The sequence below is a fragment of the Mycobacterium sp. 852002-51152_SCH6134967 genome (genome assembly GCF_001667105.1).
Taxonomy (GTDB): domain Bacteria; phylum Actinomycetota; class Actinomycetes; order Mycobacteriales; family Mycobacteriaceae; genus Mycobacterium; species Mycobacterium neumannii_A.
Genome location: NZ_LZIK01000003.1, coordinates 1 through 737 on the forward strand (window position 1 = coordinate 1; position 737 = coordinate 737).

Consider the following 737-nt stretch of genomic DNA (forward strand, 5'->3'; position numbering starts at 1 on the left):
GAGTTTTTGGAGCAGTGTTGGTTCATTGCTCGGGTGTCGTTGGCGCCGACGTTGTTGGTGGCGATTCCGTTCACGGTCCTGGTGTCGTTCACGTTGAACATCTTGTTGCGGGAGTTGGGTGCGGCTGACCTGTCGGGTGCCGGTGCGGCGTTTGGCGCGGTGACCCAGGTGGGTCCGATCGTGACGGTGTTGATTGTGGCCGGTGCCGGTGCGACGGCGATGTGTGCCGATCTGGGGTCGCGCACGATCCGCGAGGAGATCGATGCGATGGAGGTGCTGGGCATCAACCCGGTCCAGCGCTTGGTGACGCCGCGGATGCTGGCCTCGGGACTGGTCGCACTGCTGCTCAACAGTCTGGTGGTGATCATCGGAATCCTGGGTGGCTACACGTTTTCGGTGTTCATCCAGGATGTGAACCCCGGTGCGTTCGCGGCCGGGATCACGCTGTTGACCGGGGTGCCCGAGGTGATCATCTCGTGTGTGAAGGCGGCGTTGTTCGGTCTGATCGCCGGTCTGGTGGCGTGTTTTCGCGGGTTGACGATCACCGGTGGTGGAGCCAAGGCGGTCGGTAACGCCGTCAACGAGACCGTGGTGTATGCGTTCATGGCGTTGTTCGTGATCAACGTGGTCGTCACGGCCATCGGCATCCGGATGACGACAGGCTGATCGGGAGCTATCGATGGGAACCGTACAAGTTCTGCGCAGCACCTATCCGCGCCTGACTCGGGGGGCTCGCA

1 protein-coding gene is annotated in these 737 nt (G+C 62.4%); it reads left to right on the plus strand.

All coding sequences use genetic code 11. The features are described from left to right. Positions 1–666: ABC transporter permease (locus A5790_RS00135; protein ID WP_066840400.1), on the plus strand; the 666-nt coding region annotated here is incomplete at its 5' end. Positions 667–737 lie beyond the last annotated feature (71 nt).